This window comes from Pantoea sp. ACRSC (assembly GCF_022346785.1).
In the GTDB taxonomy this organism is placed as follows: Bacteria; Pseudomonadota; Gammaproteobacteria; order Enterobacterales; family Enterobacteriaceae; genus Pantoea; species Pantoea alvi.
In genome coordinates this window covers 35,420-55,743 of the sequence record NZ_JAKRNN010000020.1, presented here as the reverse complement: position 1 = coordinate 55,743, position 20,324 = coordinate 35,420, and the positions used below count along the sequence as shown (strand labels likewise).

Annotated in this window: 21 protein-coding genes and 1 pseudogene; 6 read left to right on the top strand and 16 right to left on the bottom strand. The window is 58.9% G+C overall.

The window, feature by feature from the left end:
- Positions 1-13 precede the first annotated feature (13 nt).
- Positions 14-1,474, bottom strand: a complete 1,461-nt coding sequence (gene cls, locus MHZ97_RS17505) for a cardiolipin synthase (RefSeq protein ID WP_103795991.1) — start codon at positions 1,472-1,474, stop codon at positions 14-16.
- Positions 1,475-1,634: 160 nt separating this feature from the next.
- Between cls and MHZ97_RS17500 the strand changes: the two genes are divergently transcribed.
- On the top strand, positions 1,635-1,808 hold the full coding sequence (locus MHZ97_RS17500) for a YciY family protein (protein ID WP_146053829.1): 174 nt from the start codon (positions 1,635-1,637) through the stop codon (positions 1,806-1,808).
- 28 nt (positions 1,809-1,836) lie between these two features.
- Here the strand turns inward: MHZ97_RS17500 and MHZ97_RS17495 are convergent, their stop codons facing one another.
- The 3 genes from MHZ97_RS17495 to MHZ97_RS17485 form a co-directional block, all read right to left on the bottom strand.
- Positions 1,837-2,904 (bottom strand): acyltransferase, encoded by a 1,068-nt coding sequence (locus MHZ97_RS17495; RefSeq protein WP_239315250.1) that lies wholly within the window; start codon positions 2,902-2,904, stop codon positions 1,837-1,839.
- A 105-nt stretch (positions 2,905-3,009) separates the two neighbouring features.
- The gene (locus MHZ97_RS17490) at positions 3,010-3,183 is read right to left on the bottom strand and encodes a hypothetical protein (RefSeq protein ID WP_199187321.1); all 174 of its coding nucleotides are present in this window, start codon (positions 3,181-3,183) and stop codon (positions 3,010-3,012) included.
- Positions 3,184-3,260: 77 nt separating this feature from the next.
- Positions 3,261-3,557: a YciI family protein gene (locus tag MHZ97_RS17485; RefSeq protein WP_103795990.1), complete on the bottom strand. Its 297-nt coding sequence runs from the start codon at positions 3,555-3,557 to the stop codon at positions 3,261-3,263.
- 201 nt (positions 3,558-3,758) lie between these two features.
- On the opposite strand from MHZ97_RS17485, the gene tonB reads away from it, so the two are divergent.
- The gene (gene tonB / locus MHZ97_RS17480) at positions 3,759-4,508 is read left to right on the top strand and encodes a TonB system transport protein TonB (protein WP_239315249.1); all 750 of its coding nucleotides are present in this window, start codon (positions 3,759-3,761) and stop codon (positions 4,506-4,508) included.
- A 28-nt stretch (positions 4,509-4,536) separates the two neighbouring features.
- On the opposite strand, the gene yciA is transcribed toward tonB, so the two are convergent.
- The 4 genes from yciA to MHZ97_RS17460 form a co-directional block, all read right to left on the bottom strand.
- Positions 4,537-4,959: an acyl-CoA thioester hydrolase YciA gene (gene yciA / locus MHZ97_RS17475; protein ID WP_239315248.1), complete on the bottom strand. Its 423-nt coding sequence runs from the start codon at positions 4,957-4,959 to the stop codon at positions 4,537-4,539.
- A gap of 71 nt (positions 4,960-5,030) precedes the next feature.
- Positions 5,031-5,570, bottom strand: coding sequence for a septation protein A (locus tag MHZ97_RS17470; RefSeq protein ID WP_103795987.1), 540 nt, complete (start codon positions 5,568-5,570; stop codon positions 5,031-5,033).
- A 59-nt stretch (positions 5,571-5,629) separates the two neighbouring features.
- Positions 5,630-6,364, bottom strand: a complete 735-nt coding sequence (locus tag MHZ97_RS17465; RefSeq protein WP_103795986.1) for a YciC family protein — start codon at positions 6,362-6,364, stop codon at positions 5,630-5,632.
- 27 nt (positions 6,365-6,391) lie between these two features.
- On the bottom strand, positions 6,392-6,808 hold the full coding sequence (locus tag MHZ97_RS17460; protein ID WP_103795985.1) for a YkgJ family cysteine cluster protein: 417 nt from the start codon (positions 6,806-6,808) through the stop codon (positions 6,392-6,394).
- 252 nt (positions 6,809-7,060) lie between these two features.
- On the opposite strand from MHZ97_RS17460, the gene ompW reads away from it, so the two are divergent.
- Positions 7,061-7,693: an outer membrane protein OmpW gene (gene ompW / locus MHZ97_RS17455; protein WP_239315247.1), complete on the top strand. Its 633-nt coding sequence runs from the start codon at positions 7,061-7,063 to the stop codon at positions 7,691-7,693.
- Between the two features lie 49 nt (positions 7,694-7,742).
- Here the strand turns inward: ompW and MHZ97_RS17450 are convergent, their stop codons facing one another.
- The 6 genes and pseudogenes from MHZ97_RS17450 to MHZ97_RS17425 all read right to left on the bottom strand — a co-directional run bounded on the left by MHZ97_RS17450 (position 7,743) and on the right by MHZ97_RS17425 (position 14,763).
- A complete protein-coding gene (locus MHZ97_RS17450) occupies positions 7,743-8,057 on the bottom strand; it encodes a BON domain-containing protein (protein ID WP_103795983.1) in 315 nt (104 codons plus the stop codon).
- A gap of 145 nt (positions 8,058-8,202) precedes the next feature.
- Positions 8,203-9,009, bottom strand: a complete 807-nt coding sequence (trpA, locus tag MHZ97_RS17445) for a tryptophan synthase subunit alpha (RefSeq protein WP_103795982.1) — start codon at positions 9,007-9,009, stop codon at positions 8,203-8,205.
- Entirely contained in the window at positions 9,009-10,199 is a 1,191-nt protein-coding gene (trpB, locus tag MHZ97_RS17440) for a tryptophan synthase subunit beta (protein ID WP_103795981.1), read from the bottom strand. Before trpB ends, trpA begins: the two co-directional genes overlap by 1 nt.
- 43 nt (positions 10,200-10,242) lie before the next feature.
- Positions 10,243-11,604, bottom strand: a complete 1,362-nt coding sequence (gene trpCF / locus MHZ97_RS17435) for a bifunctional indole-3-glycerol-phosphate synthase TrpC/phosphoribosylanthranilate isomerase TrpF (protein ID WP_239315246.1) — start codon at positions 11,602-11,604, stop codon at positions 10,243-10,245.
- A gap of 2 nt (positions 11,605-11,606) precedes the next feature.
- Positions 11,607-13,201, bottom strand: a pseudogene (gene trpD, locus MHZ97_RS17430) (bifunctional anthranilate synthase glutamate amidotransferase component TrpG/anthranilate phosphoribosyltransferase TrpD).
- The gene (locus MHZ97_RS17425; RefSeq protein ID WP_103795977.1) at positions 13,201-14,763 is read right to left on the bottom strand and encodes an anthranilate synthase component 1; all 1,563 of its coding nucleotides are present in this window, start codon (positions 14,761-14,763) and stop codon (positions 13,201-13,203) included. Before MHZ97_RS17425 ends, trpD begins: the two are co-directional and overlap by 1 nt.
- Before the next feature lie 280 nt (positions 14,764-15,043).
- Here MHZ97_RS17425 and MHZ97_RS17420 point away from each other — a divergent pair, with 280 nt between their 5' ends.
- Entirely contained in the window at positions 15,044-15,928 is an 885-nt protein-coding gene (locus MHZ97_RS17420) for a PHP domain-containing protein (protein WP_239315245.1), read from the top strand.
- 13 nt (positions 15,929-15,941) lie between these two features.
- Complete coding sequence (locus MHZ97_RS17415) at positions 15,942-16,562, top strand: L-threonylcarbamoyladenylate synthase (RefSeq protein WP_239315244.1); 621 nt, start codon at positions 15,942-15,944, stop codon at positions 16,560-16,562.
- A 12-nt stretch (positions 16,563-16,574) separates the two neighbouring features.
- Here the strand turns inward: MHZ97_RS17415 and MHZ97_RS17410 are convergent, their stop codons facing one another.
- Both MHZ97_RS17410 and MHZ97_RS17405 read right to left on the bottom strand, forming a co-directional pair.
- Positions 16,575-17,222 carry a serine protease gene (locus MHZ97_RS17410; RefSeq protein ID WP_199187320.1) on the bottom strand — a complete coding sequence of 216 codons (648 nt, stop codon included), beginning with the start codon at positions 17,220-17,222 and terminating at the stop codon, positions 16,575-16,577.
- Between the two features lie 633 nt (positions 17,223-17,855).
- Positions 17,856-19,205: an MFS transporter gene (locus MHZ97_RS17405; RefSeq protein WP_239315243.1), complete on the bottom strand. Its 1,350-nt coding sequence runs from the start codon at positions 19,203-19,205 to the stop codon at positions 17,856-17,858.
- Positions 19,206-19,431: 226 nt separating this feature from the next.
- On the opposite strand from MHZ97_RS17405, the gene rluB reads away from it, so the two are divergent.
- Positions 19,432-20,316, top strand: coding sequence for a 23S rRNA pseudouridine(2605) synthase RluB (gene rluB / locus MHZ97_RS17400; RefSeq protein ID WP_239315242.1), 885 nt, complete (start codon positions 19,432-19,434; stop codon positions 20,314-20,316).
- Positions 20,317-20,324 lie beyond the last annotated feature (8 nt).

The following is a 20,324-nucleotide window of genomic DNA, read 5'->3' as shown; positions in this document are numbered from 1 at the left end:
ATTTCCGCTCGTTTTACAGTAAAGGGCTAAAGAAGTAAAACAGTCGTTCAACAATGCGCTGCCACCAGGCACGTTTTGACCAGCGTTTTCCATCCAGCAGACGCGAACGCGCAATATAGTCATCCTGCACGCAGGCTAAATCGCTGCCGAAGCCGGCGTCGTCCACCACCAGCGTAATTTCAAAATTGAGCCACAGGCTGCGCATATCGAGATTGACCGTGCCGACCAGGCTGAGCTGTCCATCTACCAGTACGCTCTTGGTGTGCAGCAAGCCGTCTTCAAACTGATAGATCCTGACGCCCGCCTCCAGCAGCTCGCTGAAAAAGGCGCGGCTCGCCCAGCCCACCAGCAGCGAATCGTTGTGGCGCGGCACGATAATGCTCACCTCGACGCCGCGCAGCGCCGCCGTGCAGATGGCGTGCAGCAGATCGTCGCTTGGTACAAAGTAGGGGGTGGTCATAATCAGCTGCTCGCGCGCCGAATAGACGGCGGTAAGCAGCGCCTGATGGATCATATCCTCCGGGAAGCCCGGCCCCGACGCGATGACCTGTACCGTATGGCCGCTCTCGCGTTCGAACGGCATAATATTGCCGTCGGGCGGCGGCGGCAGGATGCGCTTGCCGGTTTCAATCTCCCAGTCGCAGCTGTAGACGATGCCCATGGTGGTCGCGACCGGACCTTCCATCCTCGCCATCAGGTCGACCCACTGGCCGACGCCCGCATCCTGCTTAAAATAGCGCGGATCCACCAGGTTCATGCTGCCGGTATAGGCGATATAGTTATCGATCAGTACGACCTTGCGGTGCTGGCGCAGATCCATGCGGCGCAGAAACACGCGCAGCAGGCTGACCTGCAGCGCCTCCACCACATCAATGCCGGCATTGCGCATCATGCCGACCCAGGGGCTGCGGAAAAAGGTGACGCTGCCCGCCGAGTCAAGCATCAGGCGACAGTGTACGCCGCGCCGCGACGCCGCCATCAGGGACTCAGCGACTTCGTCCGCCAGCCCGCCGGGATGCCAGATATAGAACACCATCTCGATATTGTGGCGCGCCAGCTGGATATCGCGGATAAGCGCATGCATCACGTCGTCCGAACTGGTGAGCAGCTGCAGCTGATTGCCCTTTACGCCGGCGATGCCCTGGCGATTCTGGCAAAGCTGGAACAGCGAACGCGCTACGTCGCTGTGTTCGGTGGCAAAAATATGGCTACGCTGTTTCAGATCGCTCAGCCATTTCGCCGTCGCGGGCCACATGGTGCGCGCGCGCTCCGCACGCCGCTTCCCCAGATGGAGCTCGCCGAACGAGAGATACGCAATGATGCCCACCAGAGGCAGGATATAGATAATCAGCAGCCAGGCCATGGCGGACGTCACCGTGCGGCGCTTCATCAATATGCGTAGCGTGACGCCGGCAATCAGCAACCAGTAGCCAAACAGCAGCAACCAACTGATTAAAGTGTAAAAGGTGGTCATTAAGTGGACATCCCGTTCGCGCTTGGTCAGAGAAGTTTACGTGCTGGCAGGCGACAACGAAACCCCCAATCGCCGCCGGGATCGATAAGAGATCCGAGTTGGCATTAGCGTGGAGATCTTTATAATGCGGCCGCGTGATGTCGAAGCTGGAGAGAAGGTGATGAGAAAAAGCAGAAATGAAGTAGCGCGCTGGAGAATGTTGCGGCAGGCGCATCGCCGTCGCGCCCGCTGGCTGGAAGGTCAGTCGCGTCGCTACAGCCGGATCCATGCGATTCGTCATCAGCTGGCGCAGCAGCAGCGCCGTTCGATTCTGTTTATTACGCAGAATGCCTGACCAGAGCCGCCTCAAGGGCGGCTTTGTTTTATGCTGTTTTCATCCGACCCGATCGGGAGGCAAAGAGTCGATATCCCAGCGGTTCGATATAGCGCTGCGACAGCCAGGCGACAAGCAAAGAGATGGCCAGCGCGACAAGAAACTGCATTACGCCGTGTACAGGAATCCTTTTATCTACCATACGCATAATGACGTTATGGATCAGGTAGAGCGAATAAGAGATATCGCCCAGCCAAATCAACAGGCGCGGCGTCAGCCTGGTCAGTAAATCGTCATTGATCGCTACCGCGATGAGCAGCAGGCTGACTATGCCACCGGAGTAGGTGAGGCCGTGCGCCACATGCGACCGATCGACAATATGCCAGATCGTCCAGAGCAGAATAGCGATAAGCATCAGCCGACGAACAAGCGCCGGTAAACGCAGCAGCCTGGGCCAGGCAAGTCCTGCCGCGACACCGGCCGCAAACTCCCAGATAACAGGATTGGTTATCAGGTTGAGCATACCGTGGCGAAATGCGTAACCCTGCGTCTGAAGCGATAACGTCTGGCCCTGTGATAACGGGAAAAGGATCAGCGAGGCTGTTAACAGCGCGGCGAGCATTATCCAGCGGTGGCGCAGCAACAGGCTGCAGGCCATCAGCAGGTAAAACCACATCTCATAATTGAGCGTCCATCGAATACCGTACAACCCAGAATCATCTACGTAAAAAGGGCCATTATCAGCGCTGACGGTGGTGAATGTCAGTGCGCTGATAAGGTTATCGAGCTTATCCTGGTAGTGTAAAAGACTCATGCCGCCGCCCAGTGCAAAGCTGAGTAACAGCAACAGATAATAGGCTGGCAGTAAACGTAGCAGACGACGCTGAATAAAGCGCCATGCTGCCTGTGGCCCGGTAGACATTCGCGAAACAGAGAGTGTGATTACGAAACCGCTAAGGGCAAAGAAAAGATCAACCCCAATAGCGCCCCAGCCGAACAGGCGATCGCCCATGCCAGGAAACTGCATATTGATGGTATAGCGATAGTGAAAGGCCAGAACAGCAAGCGCAGCGATGCCTCGCAATGCCTGAACAGAATTTATCTGTTTATTTTCCATAACGAATCCGCGCCGTAGCGTTCAAAAGAGGCGCAGTATAACGGTTATTGAGAAAATCCTTAATGTCAGGCCAGCATATTCTTTACAAAAGGCTGACGTTTCGCCTTAAAGCTGGCGGGTAACCAGCACCACATTCACCAGCTGCGCCGCCGCGGCGATCACGATCATCATTACAATAAGCTGCTTTTTCTCTCTCCAGCCGTCACGGCGCCAGATCAGCAGCGCATTAACGATCAGCCCGATCGCCAGCACCAGTAGCGCAATCACCAGCCATTGCATAGCCTTCACTCCCTTCTGAAAATAAAAAAGGCTTCTGCGCGGACGCGGAAGCCGTAGTGACAGCATCGGGCTAAGGATCAGAAGACGCGTTTGAAGGGCTTAACCGAGACGTTTTTGTAAACGCCGGCCGCGATGTAGGGATCCGCCTCTGCCCATGCCTGCGCCGCTTCCTGCGAACTGAACTCCGCGATGATAGCTGAACCGGTAAATCCGGCGACGCCAGGATCGTTGCTGTCGACAGCGGGCATCGGTCCGGCAATGACCAGGCGGCCTTCATCCTGCAGCAGCTGCAGGCGAGCCAGATGGGCAGGGCGCACCGAGGTGCGTTTTTCCAGAGAATCAGCGGTATCTTCGGCGTAGATGATGTACAGCACTTGAAAGCCCCCATTGGCTCATCATATTTTCGCAACACGGTAAGGGATCGGAAATAAGAGTGCAAACGAAAGATGGCCTAATGGATAAGGCGAAGCAGGCCTGGTTAAAAAACGGCGTTTTCTGACCATTTTCCGGCAGTTATTGAAACTGATTGCTATTTGCATTTAAAATCACAGCTTCATTCTCTGACTGCGACTGTTATGACCACGTTGACGATGCCCATTTTAAAACGTACGCCTGTTTCCGTGCTGCTCTCCGTTGTTCTGCACGGTTCAGTTATCGCCGGCATTCTCTATGCCTCGTTTCATCAGGTAATCAACGTACCCAGACTATCGCAGCCGATCAGCGTCAGCCTGGTCGCGCCGGAAGTGCAGCCTGAACCCGCGCCTGTCGTTGAGCAGCCGCAGCCGACGCCCCAGCCTGAGCCAGAACCCGTGCCGGAACCTCAGCCCGTACCGGAGCCGCCCAGGGCCGAGCCTGTGCCGAGCCCGGTGCCGCAGCCGAAACCCAAACCAAAGCCCAAACCGAAACCGAAAGTGGAGCACAAGCGCGAGGTGAAACCGCGCCAGGAGGCGAAACCGCAGGCGAACCCGTTTAAACAGGACGCGCCGGCCAGCCAGACGAAGCCGACGACCGCGCCCAAAGCCAGTCCGGCCCCCACCTCCTCGCAGTCAACCTCGCAGGGGCCGAAGGCGATTAGCGTGGCGAAGCCGGGCTATCCTATGCGCGCGCAGGCGCTGCGCATTGAAGGGCGCGTGCAGGTGCAGTTTGACGTCGGCGACGACGGGCGGGTGGAAAATATCACCATTCTCTCCGCGCAGCCGCGCAATATGTTCGAGCGCGATGTTAAGCAGGCGATGAAGCAGTGGCGCTATCAGCCCGGCCGCCCCGGCAAAAATCTGAAGATGAATATCGTCTTCAGAATCAACGGCGGTTCCAGCATCGAATAAAAAAAAGCGGTCATCTGACCGCTTTTCACTACTCCGCCGGTTCGAGGTTCGCGCGTCCCGGCGGCAGCGGGCGCGATTTGCCTTCGCTATCCACGGCAACATAGATAAACACCGCCTCGGTAGCGCAGTAGGTCTGGCCAATCGGCTCCGATGACACCTTTTTAATCCACACCTCGACGTTGATGGTCATGGAACTGTTGCCGGTGCGGATGCAGCGCGCATGGCAGCTCACCACATCGCCGACCGCTACCGGCTTGAGAAATGACATGCCGTCAACGCGCACCGTTACGACGCGTCCCTCCGCGATCTCCTTCGCCAGAATGGCACCGCCGATATCCATCTGCGACATCAGCCAGCCGCCGAAAATATCGCCATTAGCGTTGGTGTCCGCCGGCATCGCCAGGGTACGCAACACCATTTCGCCTTGCGGCAGCTTATGTCTTTCGCCCATTGCTCGACTTCTTATGCAGGTGAAGGCGCGCTGCGCCCGTGAGGCCCGGTCTGTACTGCACCAGGCCGCGTTTATTTTTCTTCTTGTTGCGGCATCTGTCGCCAGATGTAGAGTCCGCTAAGCAGGGTAAACAGCAGGGTAAGTGCGGTCAGACCGAATACCTTAAAGTTAACCCAAAAGGCTTCGGGCAACCAAAACGCGACGTAGATATTTGCCAGGCCGCAGGCGAGGAAAAAGATCGCCCAGGCGACATTCAGACGGCGCCAGCTGCTTTCCGGCAGCTGGATCTCTTTGCCCAGCAGGCTTTTGATCAGCGGCTGCGCCATAAAGAACTGGCTGTAGAGCAGCGCCAGCGCAAACAGGCTGTAGATCACCGTGACTTTCCATTTAATAAACTCATCGTTATGGAAAACCAGCGTCAGGGTGCCGAATATCGCGACCAGGGCGAAGGTAAAAATGGTCATTTTTTCCAGCTTACGGTAGAGCACCCAGCTCACCACCAGCGCGAGGCCGGTCGCGACAATCAGCGCGCCAGACGCGACGAAAATGTCGTAAAGCTTATAGAAAATAAAGAAGACCACTAAGGGAAGGAAATCGAGTAACTGCTTCATAGTCATTCCAGTTCAGCGAAAACAACACAAAGCCGCGCGCCCCGCAGGGCGCAGCGTGCTTAACGAACCAGCATATAGAGCCGGAAGAGATAGATAATCAGCAGGGCGGAGATCAGGTTACCGATCGCCGTAATGGCGATGGCCAGCACGTTATCCGGCAGCGCCGTCAGCGAGGAGGAGGCGAACAGCAGCGCCATTTTCGCCAGCAGCCAGAGAATAATCGCCGGGGCGATGAGCCTGACATTTTTCCATGCCAGACGGCAGCTGGCGCGCATTGAGGCGAAAATACCGCTTTTTTCGCTCGCCAGTATTACCGGCGACAGCGACAGCAGGATCGCCAGCATAATGCCTGGCACCATCAGTACCATAAAGCCGAGCTGCACCACCAGGGTGATCAGAAAGGTTTGCAGCAGCAGCTTCGGCAGCAGCGGCGCGGACGCGCCGATGGCACGCAGCGCGCTGATGCGCTGTCCGGCGGAGACCATCGGGATCAGGCAGAGCATGCCGCCCAGCAGCAGCGTATTGCCGATCAGCGCAGAGAAGGTGCCGGCCGCAGAGGCGCGCAGCAGAATTCGCTGCTGCTCAGGCGACATATTTTGCACCAGCTCAAACAGCGAAGAGGCGCTGCTATCGCTCTGCTGGAGCTGGGCCAGCTGGTCGCCGCCTGGGGTAAAGGCGTGCACCAGAATGACCGTGATAAACGCCGTCAGTAACGACATCAGCACGATGGTCAGCAGCTGGTGGCGGAAAAAATTTCCTGTGTCACGGTATAACGAGCTTGCCGTGATAGACATGTACTCTCCTTGGTGGAACCGGGTTGATTAACCCGGCGATTGTACATGGTCTGGCCCGGCGCTGGCACCCGCAGCGCGATAACTTTCTGTCATGGAAGGTAAAGAAGGGTGAAAAAGAGGCGGTAGCCCATAGCGAGCGCGGGCGCGCTCGCAGGCTTCATTATAAATGCCGTTTTCGCCCGACATGGCAAATTCACGACAGGGTGACGGACGCTGCGCATAGATGCCGCAGGCGGTGCAGCCGCCCGGCTCGCCCTGCAGCGCCACGCAGCGCGGCTCGCGCGCGTTAGTGCCGCGCATATTGCGCATCAGCAGGCTTAACGGTTCGGTAAGGTCGACCGGAACGACGCCGCCGGCGTCATCGGCTTCGGCCCAGTAGAAAGAGACGCGGAAATGGGCGCAGCAGGCGCCGCAGGTCATGCAAGGATTTATGTTATCGCTCATTTGATCGCCCGCCACTCCTGAGGCATCGAACCAAAATCAACACGGAAAAAAATAAATTAATCATGCCGCTAACTTTCTTCAAGGGAAATTTCACCGCACTCTGCCGGGCTAAAATTGATCTGAATCAATTCATTGTTTTTTAAGCGCTTTATTGCGATTGATTAGGGTGCATTTTTTGCGAAATCACGCTAGAACGTTGTCCACAACGTCACACCATAATTCCCCCCGTTTTTTTTGTGCAAAGGAGTGATCATGAAACTGGCAAAATGCGCTTTATTACTGGCAATGACTCTGCCGCAACTGGCTCTGGCTCATGAAGCAGGCGATTTCTTTATGCGCGCGGGCAGCGCCACGGTTCGCCCCACCGAGGGTTCCGATAATGTGCTGGGCATGGGCGGCTTCGACGTCAGCAATAATACCCAGCTCGGCCTGACCTTTACCTGGATGGCCACCGACAATATCGGCGTCGAACTGCTCGCCGCGACGCCGTTCCGCCACAAAGTAGGCCTGGGCGCGACCGGCACCCTGGCGACGGTGCGTCAGCTGCCGCCGACCCTGATGGCGCAGTATTACTTCTTCGACAGCCAGAGCAAGGTGCGTCCCTACGTCGGCGTGGGTATCAACTACACCACCTTTTTCGACACGGACTTCAATCAGACCGGTCGTGATGCAGGGCTAAGCGATCTCAGCGTGAAAGATTCATGGGGCGTGGCCGGACAGGTCGGGCTCGACTATCAGATTAACCGCGACTGGATGCTGAACGCCTCGCTCTGGTATATGGATATCGACACGGAAGTGAAGTTTAAGGCGGGGGGCAAGCAGCAGAATATCGATACGCGCATCGATCCTTTTGTCTTCTTTTTCGGTGCCGGTTACCGCTTCTGATAAAAAAAGGCCGCGAATCGCTCGCGGCCTTTTAGCTTCTGCGTTCAGGTTATTTTATCTGCATATTGTTCACAACAGACTTCACGCCCTTCACGGTACGGGTCACTTCTACCGCGCGGCTGGCCATCTGCGGCGAGCTGACAAAACCGCTCAGCTGCACGCGGCCCTTAAAGGTTTCCACGTTAATCTCGCGTGATTTGAGTTCATCGTCATTCAGTAGCTGTGCTTTGACTTTGGTGGTGATCACCGTGTCGTCGATATAACCGCCGGTGCCTTCTTCCTTCGCGGTAGGCGCGCAAGCGCTCAGCGTCAGCGCGACCACAACGGCGACCAGTGCGCCTGCAAGGACTTTAAACAGTTTCATTGCTTCTCTCCCTGTCTCGAACAAGATGCGCCGTTACCATAACGGCGCGCAAATCAAGTGTGGGCGGGAAAAGCGAAAGCGGCAACGTCGGGATGTAAAAAAGAGTGAAAAATCATGCTCCCTCAGCGGAGAGAGCATGAAAAGATCAGCGGGTGGCGGCTTTCAGGCTGCTGACGAAAGCGGTCAGTTTTGCCAGCATCTCTTCCGGCTGCGCATGGTGCTGCTCAATAATCTTCACGATAGCCGAGCCGGAGATCGCGCCCGCTGCGCCCGCGTCGAGCGCCTCTTTCACCTGCGCGGGTTCAGAGATGCCGAAACCCTGCAGCGGCGGCGCGGCGTTATACTCGCGCAGTTTGTCGATCAGGCGCTGCAGCGGCAGGCTGCTGGCGCGATTTTCCGCGCCGGTCACCCCTGCGCGCGACAGCAGATAGGTGTAGCCGCGGCCGTGGGAGGCGACTTCACGCAGCAGATCGTCGCTGGCGTTGGGCGGACAGATAAAGATCGGCGCGATGCCGTGGCGCAGCGCCGCCTGACGGAAAGGCGCTGACTCTTCCACCGGCACATCCGCTACCAGCACCGAGTCCACGCCCGCTTCAGCGCAGCGCGCATAGAAGGCGTCGATGCCGTTAGCGAACACCAGGTTGGCGTACATCAGCAGGCCGATGGGCAGATCGGGATATTTGCGACGCACGCTGCTGAGCAGCTCGAAGCACTGCGCGGTGGTGGTGCCAGCCGCGAAGGCGCGCAGGGTGGCGTTCTGAATGGTCGGGCCATCCGCCAGCGGATCGGAGAAGGGGATGCCCAGCTCCAGCGCGTCGGCGCCGCCGGCCACCAGCGCGTCGATGACCTGCAGCGACAGTGCGGGCGAGGGATCGCCCAGCGTGACGAAGGGCACGAAGGCGCCTTCTTTACTCGCCTGTAAACGCGTAAACAGCTGTTGATAACGCTCCATCAGATCTCTCCCTGCGCAGTCAGAATATCGTGAACGGTAAAGATGTCTTTATCGCCGCGGCCCGAAAGGTTAACCACCAGCAGCTGCTCTTTCTCCGGGTTCTCGCGGATCATCTTCAGCGCATGGGCAAGGGCGTGAGAAGACTCCAGCGCCGGAATAATGCCTTCCGCGCGGCAGAGTGCTTTAAAGGCGGCCAGCGCTTCATTGTCGGTAATCGACACATAGTCGGCGCGGCCGATGCTGTTAAGGTGCGCATGCTGCGGGCCGACAGAGGGGAAATCGAGCCCGGCGGAGATGGAGTAGGACTCTTCGATCTGACCCTCTTCGGTCTGCATCATCGGCGACTTCATGCCGAAATAGATGCCGACGCGGCCATGCTTGAGCGGCGCGCCGTGCTCGCCGGACTCAATGCCGTGTCCGGCCGGTTCGACGCCGATGAGGCCGACGCTCTCATCATTGATAAAGTCGGCGAACATGCCAATGGCGTTGGAGCCGCCGCCGACGCAGGCGATAACCGCATCCGGCAGGCGACCCTCTTTCTCCAGAATCTGCGCTTTGGTCTCTTCGCCGATCATACGCTGGAACTCCCGCACGATGGTCGGGAAGGGGTGTGGACCGGCGGCGGTGCCGAGCATATAGTGCGCGGTTTCGTAGCTGCCGGACCAGTCGCGCAGCGCCTCGTTGCAGGCATCCTTCAGGGTGGCGGAGCCGCTGTGCACCGGGATCACCTCTGCGCCCATCAGACGCATGCGGAAGACGTTGGGCGACTGACGCTCCACATCTTTTGCGCCCATATAGATGCGGCACTTCATACCGAGCAGCGCACACGCCAGCGCCGAGGCGACGCCGTGCTGTCCCGCGCCGGTCTCGGCGATAATTTCGTTTTTACCCATGCGTTTCGCCAGCAGCGCCTGGCCCAGCACCTGGTTGGTTTTGTGCGCGCCGCCGTGCAGCAGATCTTCGCGCTTCAGGTAGAGGCGCGTTTTGGTGCCTTTGGTCAGGTTGCTGCAGAGGGTCAGCGCCGTCGGGCGGCCCGCATAGTTTTTCAGCAGGTCGGTGAATTCCGCCTGAAATGCCGGATCTTTCTGCGCCTCGACAAAGGCCGCTTCCAGCTGCTGCAGCGCCGGCATCAGGATTTGCGGCACATACATGCCGCCAAAGTCGCCAAAATAGGGGTTCAGTAAAGTCATGGTGATATCTTCCTTTTGGGCCCGCCGCAGCGGACCTGACAAATCAGTAGGCGCGCAGCGTGCGGAAAACCGCCGCGATTTTGCTGGCATCTTTAATGCCGGGCGCGCTTTCTACGCCGGAGTTGAAGTCGAGGCCCGCGCAGCCGAGGCGCGCCGCTTCGACGCAGTTATCCGCCCCCAGGCCGCCAGCAAGCAGCACATTACTTAACTCCTGGTCCTGCAGCAGCGACCAGTCAAAACGTTCGCCGCTGCCGCCGTTGCAGTTGTCAAAAACGTAGCGGTCGACGTGCGGCCAGTCCCGCGCGGGCAGCGCGCTTTGAATGCTCAGTGCTTTCCAGATGGCGACGGTGGCCGGAAGTGCGGCGCGCAGCTGCGCCACATAGTCGCGATCTTCGTCGCCGTGCAGCTGAACGGCGCTGAGCTGAAGGGTGTCGGCAAGCGTGACAACGTCACTGATGGCGGCATTGCGGAACACGCCCACGTAGCGCAGCGGCGCGCCCGCTATCACCTGCCGCGCCTGCGCTGCGTCGATGCGGCGCGGCGATCCTTCGGCGAAGATCAGGCCGCCGTGAAGCGCGCCAGCCTCAAAGGCAGCGCGCGCATCTTCCGCACGCGTCAGGCCGCACACTTTGTTGTCGCCCAGCAGCACGCGGCGCACCGCGCCCGCCAGATCGCGCTCTTCCATCAGCGCCGAGCCGATCAGAAAGCCGTTAGCGAAGTGGCTCAGCTCGCGCACCTGTGCATAGTTATGAATGCCCGATTCGCTGATCACCGTGACGCCGTGCGACAGGCGCGGCGCCAGCTGGCGCGTGCGGTTGAGATCGATCGACATATCGCGCAGATCGCGGTTATTGATGCCGACAACTTTCGCTTCCAGCGCAATGGCGCGCTCCAGCTCCGCTTCGTTGCTGACCTCGGTCAGCACGCCCATCTTCAGGCTGTGCGCCACGGCAGCCAGCTGGCGATACTCGTCATCATTCAGCACCGAGAGCATCAGCAGCACTGCGTCCGCCTGATAGTGGCGCGCCAGATAGATCTGATAAGGGTCGATAATAAAGTCTTTACACAGCACCGGCTGCGTGAGCGCCGCGCTGACGATCGGCAGAAAATCGAAGCTGCCCTGGAAATATTTCTCATCGGTCAGCACCGATACGGCAGAGGCGTAGTGGTGATAGATACCCGCAATAGCCGCCGGATCAAAATCTTCACGGATCAGCCCTTTAGAAGGGGATGCTTTCTTGCACTCCAGAATAAACACGGTGCGGGCACCCTGCAGCGCATGATAAAAGCTGCGAGAGGCGGGCTGCACGTCATTCTGAAAGGAGGCGAGCGGCTGCTGTGCCTTACGCGCTTCAACCCACTGCGCTTTGTCCTGAACAATCTTCTCTAAAATTGTACCTTGCATGGTTATCCTCTTGCTGCCAGAGCGACAACGCGTTCATAGGCCTGTCCGCTGCGGATAGCCTGAAGCGCACGCTGCGCGTTTTCACGCAAATCTTCATGGCCGAACACTTTTAATAACATCGCCACGTTGACGGCGACCGCTTCCTCATGGGCCTGCTGGCCATTACCCTGAAGTAAACGCGTCAGAATGTCACGGTTTTCTTCCGGCGTGCCGCCCGCCAGCGCTTCCTTGGGATGGAAGCCGAAACCAAAGTCTTCCGGCGTGAGCTGATAGCGGGTGATCTCGCCATCGCGCAGCTCGGCAACGTGGGTTTCGCTGTGCAGCGCCACCTCGTCCATGCCGCCGCCGTGTACCACCGCGGCGCGCTGGTAGCCCAGCACCTTCAGCGTCTGGGCGATCGGCAGCACCAGCTCGGGACTGTAGACGCCAATCACCGCCAGCGGCGGCCGCGCCGGATTGATCAGCGGGCCGAGCACGTTGAACAGCGTGCGGGTTTTCAGCTGCTGGCGCACCGGCATGGCGTGGCGAAAGCCGGTGTGATACTGCGGCGCGAACAGGAAGCAGACGTTGAGATCGTCCAGCGCCGCGCGCGCCTGCTCAGCGGGCATATCCAGGCTGATGCCGAACGCCGCCAGCAGATCGGAGGAGCCCGACTTGCTGGAGACGCTGCGGTTGCCGTGCTTCGCCACTTTCAGCCCGCAGGTGGCAGCGACAAAGGCGCTGGCGGTTGAGATATTGATGCTGTTGCTGCCGTCCCCGCCGGTGCCGACGATATCGGCAAAGGCGTAGTTCGGCCGCGGAAAAGGCCGGGCATCTTCCAGCAGCGCGCTGGCCGCACCGGCAATCTCCTGCGGCGATTCGCCGCGCACCTTCATGGCGATCAGCGCGGCGGCGAGCTGGGTGGGCTCCAGCTGACCGGTAATAATAGCGCTGAACAGCTGATGGCTTTCGCCCTGAGTAAGCGACTGCGCCTGATAAAGTTTTTCCAGGATGGCATGCATGATCATTCTCCCTGTGATGTCGCCAGCGCCCAGGCCAGCGTCTGCTCCAGCAGACGAGCGCCCTGAGTGGTCAGGATGGATTCCGGATGGAACTGGAAGCCGCAGACGCGATCGGCGTCGTGGCGTACCGCCATCACCATGCCGTTATAGCTGGCGTTAACCGTCAGCTCCGCCGGCGTATTGCTGCCCACCAGCGAGTGATAGCGCGCCACCGGCAGCGGATTGCTCAGCCCGGCGAACATCGCTTCGCCGTCGTGATTAACGGCCGAGGCTTTGCCGTGCAGGATCTCGCCCGCCTGGCCGACATGGCCGCCGTAGGCTTCGACAATCGCCTGGTGGCCGAGACAGATGCCGATAATCGGCAGGCGACCGCGCAGGGTCTGCAGCAGCTCCGGCATGCAGCCAGCATCCTTCGGCGCGCCCGGACCGGGTGACAGCATCAGCACTGGATTCTCCATGCGCTGCAGCCGTTCGGTCAGTACCGACGCCGGGACGTTGTTGCGATAGATCACCACGTTGTGGCCGAAGGCTCGCAGCTGGTCAACGAGGTTATAGGTAAAGGAGTCGATGTTATCGAGCAGCAGGATATCGGCCATCAGAAAATCTCCTTGCAGTGATGGGCGGTCGCGATGGCGCGCAGCACGGCGCGCGCTTTATTACGGCTTTCGTCCGCTTCGGCCTGTGGATTAGAGTCGAGCACCACGCCGGCACCCGCCTGCACCGTGGCGACGCCATCTTCCACCCAGGCAGAACGAATAACGATGCAGGTGTCGAGGTCGCCGCTGGCGGTAAAGTAGCCGACCGCGCCGCCGTAGCTGCCGCGGCGCGTGCCTTCCGCCGCGGCGATCAGCTGCATGGCGCGCACTTTCGGGGCGCCGCTCAGGGTGCCCATATTCATACAGGCGCGATAGGCGTGCAGCACGTCGAGGTCTTCGCGCAGCGTGCCGACCACGCGCGACACCAGATGCATCACGAAGGAGTAGCGGTCGACCTTGGTCAGATCGGCGACGTAGCGGCTGCCCGGCACGCAGATGCGCGCCAGATCGTTGCGCGCCAGGTCCACCAGCATCAGGTGTTCGGCCAGCTCTTTGTGATCGGTGCGCATCTCCAGCTCAATGCGGCTGTCGAGATCGCGATCCAGCGAGCCGTCGGCGTGTCGGCCGCGTGGGCGCGTGCCGGCGATCGGGTAGATCTCGATCTGGCGCGTGGTGGCGTCATACTTCAGCGAACTCTCCGGCGAGGCGCCGAACAGGGCGAAGTCGCGATCCTGCATAAAGAACATATAGGGGCTGGGGTTGCTGTTTTTCAGCGTCTCATAGGCGGCGAGCGGCGACGGGCAGGGCAGCGAAAAGCGGCGCGACGGCACCACCTGAAAAATTTCGCCGATGCGAATCGCTTCCTGCATCTGCCGTACGGTGTCGCAATAGTCTTCGTCGCTCTGGCTAAGGCTCAGCGTCATGCGCTCAACCTTCTGCACCGGCAGCGCCGGCGCGGGCTGCAGCATCTGACCGTGCAGCTGCTCGATACGGCTTTGCAGGCGCTGGAATTCGCTGGTGGAAGGGCAGAACAGGCTTGCCTGCAGCGTGGCGCTGCGCGTCTGGTGATCCAGCACCAGCAGCGTCTCGGCCAGATAGAAACAGTAGTCTGGGCAGCGCTGCTGATTCTCCAGCGCGGGCAGCGCTTCAAAGCCCGCCACCAGGTCATAAGCGAACAGGCCGCCGAGCAGCACCGCTTCGCGCGCATCCGCTGGCGCATTGACCAGCTGTGGAATAAGGCGCAGCGCGTCAAAAACCGACAGCGCCTGCAGGCGCGAATCTTCATCCTGCACCGCCTCGACGGACGGGAAGTGCAGCTCGCGGCCATCCGGGCGCGGTTCAATCTTAACGCTGTCGGGCAGTGCCGCATCAAGCAGCGGCAGCAGCGCGCGGCCGTTCTCGGAAAGGGCCTGCACCGTCACGCAGGATCCCAGCGCGCTGACCCGCAGAGCGCTGTCGACAATCAGCAGGCTCTTCAGATTCTGTTTGCTGTCGATATCCGCCGACTCGAGCAGCAGCGTTGCCGGACGTGCGCCGCATAACTGGTGAAATACTGCGGCCGGATCTTCGCGATAAGGCGCGGTCCCGGTAATCAACTTCACTGTAGGTTTCGCATTTGGCATGATGTTCTCTCTGAAATTCGCCTAAAAAAAAGCCCGCTTTAAGCGGGCTCCGGGTCTCTGCATCAGTTTACGCAAGAGGGACTGGACGTCGCCCGTCAGGGGAAACATCGCGCCACCAGCCTGCAGAAAGCATAAAAATCGTCGTCATGAGAGAGGACCCGTTTAGTTGTGAACTTGTGTACTAGTTAACGGGTTCAGGACATAAAAGTCAATACGCTTTTTCACCCGCGCATAAAATCGTTATCATGCTGGCCGCTTCAACGTGCAGCAGGAGTGCCATTTGAACGACATTGCCCGTTTTCCTCTTTATGATTTACATAGCCATACCCGCGCCTCTGACGGGCTACTGACGCCCGAGGCGCTGGTGCAGCGCGCCGTCGACATGCGCGTCGGCGTGCTGGCGATTACCGATCACGACAGCGTGGCGGGGGTTGCCGCAGCGCAGCGCGCCGTCAGCGAGCAGGCGCTGCCGCTGAAGGTGCTGGCGGGCGTGGAGGCATCGACGCTGTGGGAAAACCATGAGATTCATATCGTCGGGCTGAACATCGATATCAGCCACCCGGCGATGATCGCCTTTCTGGCGGAGCAGGCGCGCTGCCGTCAGGCGCGTGCGGCGCAGATCGCCGAGCGGCTGGAGAAGGCGCGCATCCCCGACGCGCTGGCGGGTGCGGCGCGGCTGGCGGATGGCGGCGTGATTACGCGCGGCCACTTCGCGCGCTTCTTAATTGAGCAGGGTAAAGCCGACACGGTGGCGCAGGTTTTCAAAAGCTATCTGGCGCGCGGCAAAACCGGCTATGTTCCACCGCAATGGTGTACAATTAAACAAGCCATTGATGCCATTCACCATTCTGGCGGCTGCGCGGTGCTGGCGCACCCTAGCCGCTACGGTCTGTCGGCTAAGTGGCTCAAGCGGCTAATCGCACATTTCCGCGAAGCGGGCGGCGACGCCATGGAAGTGGCGCAGTGTCAGCAGGCGCCAAATGAGCGCACGCAGCTGGCGCAGTACGCCCGCGACGCCGATCTGGCTGGATCGCAGGGTTCCGATTTTCACCAACCCTGTCCGTGGATTGAGCTGGGCCGCAAACTCTGGCTGCCGGCCGGCGTGGAGCCGGTATGGGAACGTTTCCCGGCGCTGGCGCCCGCAGGCTCTGACGCGGACAGGTGATACGAGGTTTGTTATGAGTCAACTGTTTCATATTCACCCGGACAATCCGCAGCCGCGCCTGGTTTCGCAGGCGGTCGACTACCTCAATAAGGGAGGCGTGATTGTCTATCCTACCGATTCCGGCTACGCGCTGGGCTGCCGTCTGGAAGAGAAAAACGCGCTGGAGCGCATCTGCCGCATTCGTCAGCTGGACGGCAATCACAACTTCACGCTGATGTGCCGCGATCTGTCGGAAATCTCCAACTATTCGCAGGTGGATAACAGCGCGTTTCGCCTGCTGAAAAACAACACGCCGGGCAGCTACACCTTTATCCTCAAGGCGACCAAGGTGGTGCCGCGTCGTCTGATGAACGATAAGCGCAAAACCATCGGGCTACGCGTGCCCTCTAACCCGATCGCGCTGGCGCTGCTGGAGGCACTCAACGAGCCGATGATGTCGACCTCGCTGATCCTGCCGGGCAACGATTTTACCGAATCGGACCCGGAAGATATTCAGCACAGCATCGGCAAGCTGGTCGATTTAATTATCGATGGCGGCACGCTGGGCCAGCAGCCGACAACGGTGGTCGATCTTACCAGCGATGCGCCCGCCATCGTGCGCGAAGGCTCAGGCGATCCCCGCCCGTTCCTGTAGCAGCCTGGCTGTTCAGGCGCCGCTCTGCGGCGTCTGTTCAATATTCTGTTTCAGCCAGTTTTTAAAGTCGGAATAAGGGATATAAAGCGATACATCTTTTAATACCACTCTGCCGCTGCTGCTGCTTTTTATTTCGTCGCTAAAGCCCACAATCACGCCGCCCAGCGTATTATCCGCGTTATAGACCGCGCCGCCCGACATACCTTTTACTACGCCGGCATTTGACGCCATCGCCATACAGGGTTTTTTATTCCAGCTGTTGCGAATAGCGGTGCGCGCTAAATTACTGCCTGACGACTCGACCGGCATAGCGGAAATAAAACTGTAGCCGTACATTTTTACCGGATCGCCGATGGCACCGCTGCGGAATTTCGCCAGCGTGGTCGCGTCGTTTTTGTGGTAAATAATTGCCAGATCGCAATAGGGGTGATAAGCCTTAACGCGCTGCACGGCAAATTTCGCCACGTGTGCTGCCGTCAGACTATATTCAGGCGTGATGGGAATGCTGCTGCCCAGCGTGCCAAGGCCGAGAACCGTAGGAATGCCGGTGAAACTTAAGTCCACGTGCTGCATTGCCGTACGGCTGTATTCGGTATGGCCCACAGAGCAACCGCTTAAAGCCAGCGCAGCAAACGCCGGCCATAAGAACAGTTTTCTCATGGTGATTATCTTCATGCTGGCATGTCGGAAAATCCCTGGTGAAGACTTTTGACATGCAATTTCAGACTCATCATTGAGCCGTATTAACGCTGCATTTCCGGTAGCGCCGGTTTATTTTTTAAAGAAATCGCAAAGAGTAAGTTAAAATCCCGTTAATAACTTTCGCTGAAGCAACACTGTAAGATTAATAATACGAAAGTGATTGTTTGCGTTTCTGGCTCTGATTTTACCTGCAAATAATCGGCGAACAATCGATTAAGATTAATCTTAAAGAGAAATGTGAATAAATAGGGCCTTAAATCAATCTGCGGTTTTAAAGACGGGTGTTAAGTGAATCAACGCTGTCATCGAGGCGTTGTTTAGCAAATTTTCAGAATAATTCACTGGCGGGGGTGGGGAAGCCAGATGAAAAAAATGCTGCGGGAAGAGGGGTAAAGCTTAACGCTCTTTTAATTGTCCCGTATCTCTAATGGATCCCGTGCTAACGCCATATATTAGCGGCAGCAATCAGAGGCTGCGGCGGCTAAAAGCATTTTTGCTTCAGCAGGTTGGCGAAAATCCGCTCACCGCGCTGCCGCGCGGCAAATTAATCATTGCCGCGCGCAGAGGGCCGTTGCGGTTAACCAGGTCGGGTCAACGCCGCTGCCAGCTGTGATATTCTGCATTACGCCGTCCCGGCGCGGTCTCCGGCAGCCGCGCCAGCCCCGCCAGCGAAATCAGCCCCAGCACCCCCACATAGATCGCCAGTCCATACCAGTGGCCGTCCGTGACCTGCAGGATTTTTACCGCAGTCAGGCCAAGGATGCCGCTGCCGATTAACGAGCCGATTTGCCAGATTACGGCAATGCCGCTGCAGCGGATGTGGGTGGGAAACAGTTCGGGAAACCAGGACGCCTGCGGCGCGTAGCACATGCTGTGGCCCAGGGTCAGCGCCACGATCATGGCGATCTGCGTCAGCCAGTAGCTGTTTTGCTGCAGGGCGAGGAAAAAGGGCACGATTGACAGCACGATCAGCAGCGCACCCAGCAGAAAGACCGGTTTGCGACCGATGCGATCGGAAAGCGCGCCCATAAGCGGAATGGCGAAGATTTCCAGAATCACCGCCACGATCATGCTCTCCATCAGTACAGAGCTGTCGAGCTGATTCGCTTTGCCCCAGGCCAGGATAATCACCGTAAACAGCGCGAAAGCGCAGGCTTCAATCAGCTTTGCCGCCACGCCGCTGAGCACCAGTCCCGGCGAGGTCTGCATCACCTCTTTCAGCGGCCGCGATTCTGCCGCTTTGGTGGCGCGGATCTCGGCGAAAACCGGCGACTCGTCAATGCGCAGCCGAATAAACAGGCCGACGATCACCAGCAGGGCGCTCAGCAGAAAAGGCACGCGCCAGCCCCAGCTCATCATCTGATCCGCCGTCAGCAGCGCATTCAGGCTTGCGAACAGCGCCAGCGGCAGCAGAAAGCCGGTCGGCGCGCCAATCTGCACCCAGCTGGCAAAATAGCCGCGCCTCGCGGGCTGCGCATACTCCGCCGTCATCAGCACCGCACCCGCCTGCTCGCCGCCAACGCCGAAGCCCTGCAGCAGGCGGATAACGATCAAGGATACCGGCGCCCAGATACCGATGGTGGCGTAGGTCGGCAGTAGCCCGATGCAAAAGGTGCCCAGGCCAACGATCAAAATAGTGACCACCAGCGCTTTTTTACGGCCCACCTTATCGCCGATATGGCCGAAGATAATTCCGCCGATCGGCCGCGCCAGAAAGCCGACGGCGTAGGTGGCGAAGGCGGCCAGGGTGCTGACCAGCGGATTATCGCTGGGAAAGAAAAGGTGGCCGAAGAAGAGTACCGCAGCGGTGCCGTAGGCGAAAAAGTCATAATATTCCGCAGCGGTGCCGATGGCGGATGCGCTGGCAACCCGGCGTATTACGCTGTTGTTGTCGGCGCGCGCGGCGCTAGCGCGTGCAGACTGGCTGGAGAGAGAGGTCATATCAAGTCGCCTGTTAGTCAGAAGTGAGGCTACCATACAAGTCTGCATGACATTCTGTTGCGAAGAGGATCACAGTTGTTAAATAAGGTGCGCGGCGTCTATCCTGATTAAGCAGGTTACAAGTCGGTAAATTACAGGTATAATGGGCGGAATGTCATAACTTAAGTTGTTGATTTTAAAGAAAATTAACCCAAATGACGCCTGGGAAGGCGACAGTGAGGCCGCTATGAGCGAAAAGTTACAGAAAGTCCTGGCACGTGCAGGCCACGGTTCCCGTCGTGAAATCGAAGCAAAAATCGCCGCCGGTCGCGTCAGTATCGATGGCAAACTCGCCACCCTGGGCGACCGCATTGAAAATGATAAATCCCTGAAAATCCGCATTGACGGCCATCTGGTCTCTATCGCCGAGTCGGCGACGGAAGTGTGCCGCGTGCTGGCCTACTATAAGCCTGAAGGCGAACTCTGCACCCGCAGCGACCCGGAAGGGCGCCCAACGGTGTTCGATCGTCTGCCGCGCCTGCGCGGCTCGCGCTGGATTGCGGTAGGGCGTCTTGACGTCAATACCTGCGGCCTGATGCTGTTTACTACCGACGGCGAGCTGGCGAACCGTCTGATGCACCCAAGCCGCGAAGTCGAGCGCGAATATGCCGTGCGCGTGTTTGGTCAGGTTGACGACGACAAAATCCGTCAGCTGAGCAAAGGGGTGCAGCTGGAGGATGGTCCGGCAGCCTTTAAAACGCTGCGCTTCGCCGGCGGCGAAGGGGTCAACCAGTGGTATAACGTTACCCTGACCGAAGGACGCAACCGCGAAGTGCGTCGCCTGTGGGAAGCAGTCGGCGTGCAGGTCAGCCGCCTGATGCGCGTGCGCTACGGCGATATCACCCTGCCGAAAGGCTTGCCGCGCGGCGGCTGGATGGAGATGGATCTGACGGCGGTGAACTATCTGCGCTCGCTGGTGGGGATGGATGACGAGACGGTCACCAAGCTGGCGGTGGAAAAAGATCGTCGCCGCACCAAGGCGAATCAGATCCGTCGCGCGGTTAAGCGCCACACGCAGGTAAGCGGCAGCGGTCGACGCAGCAGCAACGGCGGCGGCAGCAAACGCGGCTAATAAAAACG